The sequence below is a fragment of the Paenisporosarcina sp. P4_D4 genome, assembly GCF_056401835.1.
Genome location: NZ_JBFUIO010000139.1, coordinates 1 through 5,034, shown reverse-complemented (window position 1 = coordinate 5,034; position 5,034 = coordinate 1). Strand labels below are relative to the sequence as shown.

Below are 5,034 nucleotides of genomic sequence, written 5' to 3'. Positions count from 1 at the left end.
CATCTGGGCGGGACCGTCATGTATTTCACGAGATAGCCTTTTTCGTTCTTCTTCTTGTGCTTCAATAATTTTCAAACTGAAATCTTGTTTTAATTTCGCGGTTTCCAATGCTTGTCCAACATTTTTCAAATCCGAAGTTAAGTAGTTGGTAACCACGTTGGCTTGTGTAACAAGTTGATCGGCATGCAAAATAGCATCGTTTAATTCATTTAAACGACGTTCCAAATCATATATGATCTAAAGAATTGATATCGACCTTTTTCCCTGACATCGGGTATTCTCCTTTTTCGAGCAACTGTCTGATGAATGCTTAATCATTCATTTCTCTATCTATATAATACGTCATATATGCCTTTATTCCTGCTATGACTGCATTTATTATATCACTATATACACAAAAACATATTAAAATTAGATGACAACTAGATGTCAGCGAGGAGTGGAAAGATTTGAGAAAAGATTATGTCACAGTTAAAGGCTTCGGAGAATCAGAAATTATTATTCAAAAATCCCGATTCCTCACTTACGTAAACCGAGCTGAGACTGAACAACAGGCTCAAGCCTTTATTGATGAAATAAAATCTCAACATAAATCAGCGAATCACAATTGTTCAGCTTACATGATTGGAGAACATGACTCCATTCAAAAAGCGAATGATGACGGGGAACCAAGTGGAACAGCTGGTGTTCCGATGTTGGAAGTTTTAAAAAAACAAGGCTTAAAGGATACTGTCGTTGTTGTAACGCGATACTTTGGCGGTATTAAATTAGGTGGAGGCGGTTTAATTCGTGCGTATGGAAAAGCTACTACCGAAGGAATTCAGGCAGCGCATATTGTCGAACGCCGACTCCACCATTTAATGAAAGTTTCTGTCGATTATACGTGGCTGGGTAAAGTCGAAAATGAAGTGCGTGGGTCCACCTATCCACTCGAACGCATAGATTACGCAGATACTGTGGAAATACTTCTCTACGTGCCTGTATCAACAGAAGAGGCATTTGTAGAATGGATAACAGAAATGACGAATGGGCAAGCTAAAATCGAGCAACAATCTTCCAAATTCCTTGAGTTTGACACCTAAATTCGGGCCTTTATTGCGTATATATAGCAAGAAATATTTAACAGATGTAATGATTTTAAAGAAAATGTAAAAAACTTTTCCTTTTACGGTATAGGTAAAGCATTGTATAATGAGGAGTGCTGTAGCTAGAGACGAAACAATGAGCTAACTTGGGACGTCTTATTGAGTAGTAGGGTCGAACCCTACCCAGAGGAGATTAAAAATGAATCGAAAAAAATATAAAACGACAAGAAGCGGTACCTCGAAAAAGTCATTAATACTAAAAATTTCAGCTATGCTTGTTGCGTCCCTCCTGATTAGCTTAACCGCTTACGGAATTTATTTAGCTAAAAAGGCAGAATCAGCTGCAGACAAATCTTATGAAGCAATTCATGATCGCGCAGGCTCAGAATTACGTGAAGAAGCTGTTAAACCCCTTGAAGATAATGTATCCATTCTTTTCATTGGCGTTGATGATAGTGAAGCACGCGGTCAAGGTGAAGGCAACAGCCGTTCAGATGCATTAATGCTTGCTACACTTAATAACAAAGATAAAACCGTAAAATTAGTCAGCATTCCACGTGACTCATTTGTATACATCCCTGAAGTGGGACACAAAGATAAAATAACTCATGCCCTTGCTTATGGCGGCACGAAAGCTTCCATAGAAACTGTTGAAGAATTACTCGATGTACCTGTGGATTATTATGTTCGAATGAACTTTAATGCATTCATCGATGTTGTAGATGCACTAGATGGCATTTATGCACATGTTCCTTATGATCGACTTGAAAAAGATGAAAATGACATATACTCCATTCAATTAGAAGAAGGCTATCAGAAATTAGACGGCCGCGAAGCACTAGCTTTGGCCCGTACCCGTAAACTGGATAATGATATCGAACGTGGCAAACGCCAACAAGAAATATTAAGTTCAATTATGAAGAAAGCATCTTCTGCTTCATCCTTTACAAAGTATGGCGATGTAATTGATGCTGTTGGTGATAACATGAAAACAGATATGACGTTTAGCGAAATGAAATCATTCATTGCCTATATCAAAGATGGTGCTCCTCAAGTTGACACACTGTCGCTTGAAGGTTCAGACGACATGTCGACTGGCGTTTATTACTGGTTATTGGATGAAGAATCATTAAACGAAACGCAAGATGTGCTAAAAAGCCATTTGGGCTTAAATCCTGATGCATCCAGTTACTCCGATAGTGGTTCTGAAACAGACTCAAATGAGTTTGCAAAAGAAGATGATTTAGACAATAATGAATAACTTTAAAATCTCGACACTTCAAACAGTGTCGGGGTTTTTTTATGCTTAAAGCGACATCTTTCATCTAATGGCAATTTGTTTCAATATGTTTATCTTTTCCCTATCAAACCATAAAAAAACCTCATGCGAATTTCGCATGAGGTTATGATCATTTGCCGATCATTCGGACAAAGTTGATTAATGGTTTATAGTTCTTGCCAGCCAAGCCAACTGCTTCTACGAACAATTCGATAGCTACTAACATAACAGCGATTAATAAGATTGCCCCCCACAACGTTGCTTGTGAGAAAATCAAAGCTGCCAGACCAAACATCGATGCCAGTGCATAAATGATAAGAACAGTTTGACTGTGAGTAAATCCTACATTCAATAGGCAGTGATGTAAATGAGATTTATCTGGTGCTGAGAGCGGCTGTTTCAAACGCACGCGTCGCACGATGGCGAAAAATGTATCGGAAATCGGAACACCCAACATAATAATCGGGATAATCAACGAAATCACCGTAACATTTTTGAAACCAAGCAATGCAAGTACACCAATCATATATCCAAGGAACAAAGCCCCTGTATCACCCATGAAAATTTTCGCAGGGTGGAAATTGTAGAATAAGAAACCGGCAGAACTCGCTGCAAGTAGTGCAGCCATTGCAAACACGAACATGTTACCCATCATAAATGCCATTCCTGCAAGTGTGATTAATGCGATTGTGGATACTCCTGCAGCCAATCCATCAAGACCATCAATCAAATTGATTGCATTGGTGATTCCGACAATCCATAAAATCGTTAATGGGATACTGAAGTAACCAAAATCCAATTCCCCACCAAAAGGTAAGTTAATGAAATCAATTTCCAAGCCGCCATAAATGACGATTCCTGCCGCAATGAATTGTCCAAGCAATTTTGCTTTTGCCGTTATTTCAAACATATCATCAAGTACACCTGTAATAATGATCATAAAAGCACCTAAAATAATATAAAGTGCAGTTGGATCTTCCGGGTGTAGCACAAAGTAACCAATTAAAAATGAACCAAATATGGCTAATCCACCTAAACGTGGCATTATACGTGCGTGAACTTTTCTATAATTAGGTCGGTCGACGGCGCCCACCTTAAACGCGATTGCCTTCACCACTGGTGTTAGTAGTATCGAAGCGACAAATGCCAGAACCAAAGATAGGTAGAGCATGTCTTTCCTCCTCAAGTTATTACATAATCGTTTATACATATAAATCCATAAGTATTATAGCATGAAACCGATGATGGTAAACAGTATTCGTAAAAATGAATGTTTCTTCCTATGAATATAACCATTAACTTGTCAAATAAAACACTTTCATCCTATTAGACGTCCGAAGTGATTATATGTTTCATAGTATTTCCTTCAATTTTTTGTTAAAATAAGTAGGTGTATAGAAATAAAAGGAGCGTAAAAATTATGATTTCCCTTTTTAAACGGTCAACAGAAACTAGCGAACGCCAATTAAAGAAATATCGTAAATTAGTAGATCAAATTAATAACCTGGAAGATACATATTCTCAAAAATCAGATGATGAATTAAGAGAAGACACTCAAGTGTTCAAAAAACGAATTGAAAATGGCGAAAAAATTCAGGCCATTATTCCAGATGCTTTTGCTGTTGTTCGTGAAGCTTCGAAACGCGTCCTAAAAATGCGTCACTTCGATGTCCAGTTAATTGGAGGTCTAGTATTGACTGAAGGCAATATTGCCGAAATGCCAACCGGAGAAGGTAAAACACTCGTTGCATCCCTGCCTTCTTACGTGCGCGCACTTGAAGGGAAAGGCGTTCATGTCATAACGGTAAATGAATATTTAGCGAATCGTGACTTTGAACAAATCGGACAGATCCATCGCTTTTTAGGATTGACAGTCGGCATCAATCTGCCATTGATGCAACCGGCCATGAAACAAGAAGCCTACAATGCGGACATTACGTACGGTGTGGGAACAGAGTTTGGTTTTGACTATTTGCGTGATAATATGGCACCTGACCTCTCCCAAAAAGTCCAACGCCCTTACCATTTTGCCATTATAGATGAAGTGGATAGCGTATTGGTTGATGAAGCCAAAACACCGTTGATTGTAGCCGGCAAAATGTCAGCTGATGCAGATTTACATATGATTGCAGCTCGTTTGGCTAAACGATTTATCATAGAGCGGGACTACGATTTCGATGATGAAACGAAAGCAACATCATTAACTGAAACCGGAATCGAAAAAGTGGAAGYGGCTTTTGGAATTGATAATCTTTATGATTTGGAGCATCAGACTTTGTTCCATTATGTCATTCAGGCAGTTCGTGCTCATGTAATGTTTGAACGCGATGTTGATTATATCGTTAAAGAAGATAAAATCTTCTTAGTCGATATGTTTACTGGACGAATCATGGATGGCCGTACATTGTCTGATGGATTACATCAAGCAATTGAAGCTAAAGAAGGCGTTACGATTACGGAAGAAAATAAAGCCCAAGCCCAAATCACCATTCAAAACTATTTCCGGATGTATCCCCTACTTTGCGGGATGACGGGTACGGCAAAAACGCAGGAAAAAGAATTCCTTGAAGTATATGGAATGCAAGTTCTGCAAATTCCGACAAACCGCCCACGCATTCGTAAAGATGAAACGGATCAAGTCTATGAAACGATTGAGCAGAAATATACAGC

Annotated in this window: 4 protein-coding genes and 1 pseudogene; 3 read left to right on the top strand and 2 right to left on the bottom strand. The window is 38.7% G+C overall.

Features of this window, described 5'->3' with window-relative positions; all coding sequences use genetic code 11:
* Positions 1–228: pseudogene (locus AC1DSL_RS15795) on the bottom strand (histidine kinase); the annotation flags it as partial.
* A 221-nt stretch (positions 229–449) separates the two neighbouring features.
* Here AC1DSL_RS15795 and AC1DSL_RS15790 point away from each other — a divergent pair.
* Together AC1DSL_RS15790 and AC1DSL_RS15785 are read left to right on the top strand one after the other, a co-directional pair.
* Positions 450–1,082, top strand: coding sequence for a YigZ family protein (locus tag AC1DSL_RS15790; protein ID WP_477532911.1), 633 nt, complete (start codon positions 450–452; stop codon positions 1,080–1,082).
* 202 nt (positions 1,083–1,284) lie between these two features.
* On the top strand, positions 1,285–2,346 hold the full coding sequence (locus tag AC1DSL_RS15785) for an LCP family protein (RefSeq protein WP_477532910.1): 1,062 nt from the start codon (positions 1,285–1,287) through the stop codon (positions 2,344–2,346).
* A 148-nt stretch (positions 2,347–2,494) separates the two neighbouring features.
* Here AC1DSL_RS15785 and AC1DSL_RS15780 read toward each other — a convergent pair whose 3' ends face one another.
* Positions 2,495–3,535 (bottom strand): glycosyltransferase family 4 protein, encoded by a 1,041-nt coding sequence (locus AC1DSL_RS15780; protein ID WP_016428075.1) that lies wholly within the window; start codon positions 3,533–3,535, stop codon positions 2,495–2,497.
* Between the two features lie 249 nt (positions 3,536–3,784).
* On the opposite strand from AC1DSL_RS15780, the gene AC1DSL_RS15775 reads away from it, so the two are divergent.
* The coding region (locus AC1DSL_RS15775) for a preprotein translocase subunit SecA (RefSeq protein WP_477532909.1) at positions 3,785–5,034 on the top strand (1,250 nt) is incomplete at its 3' end.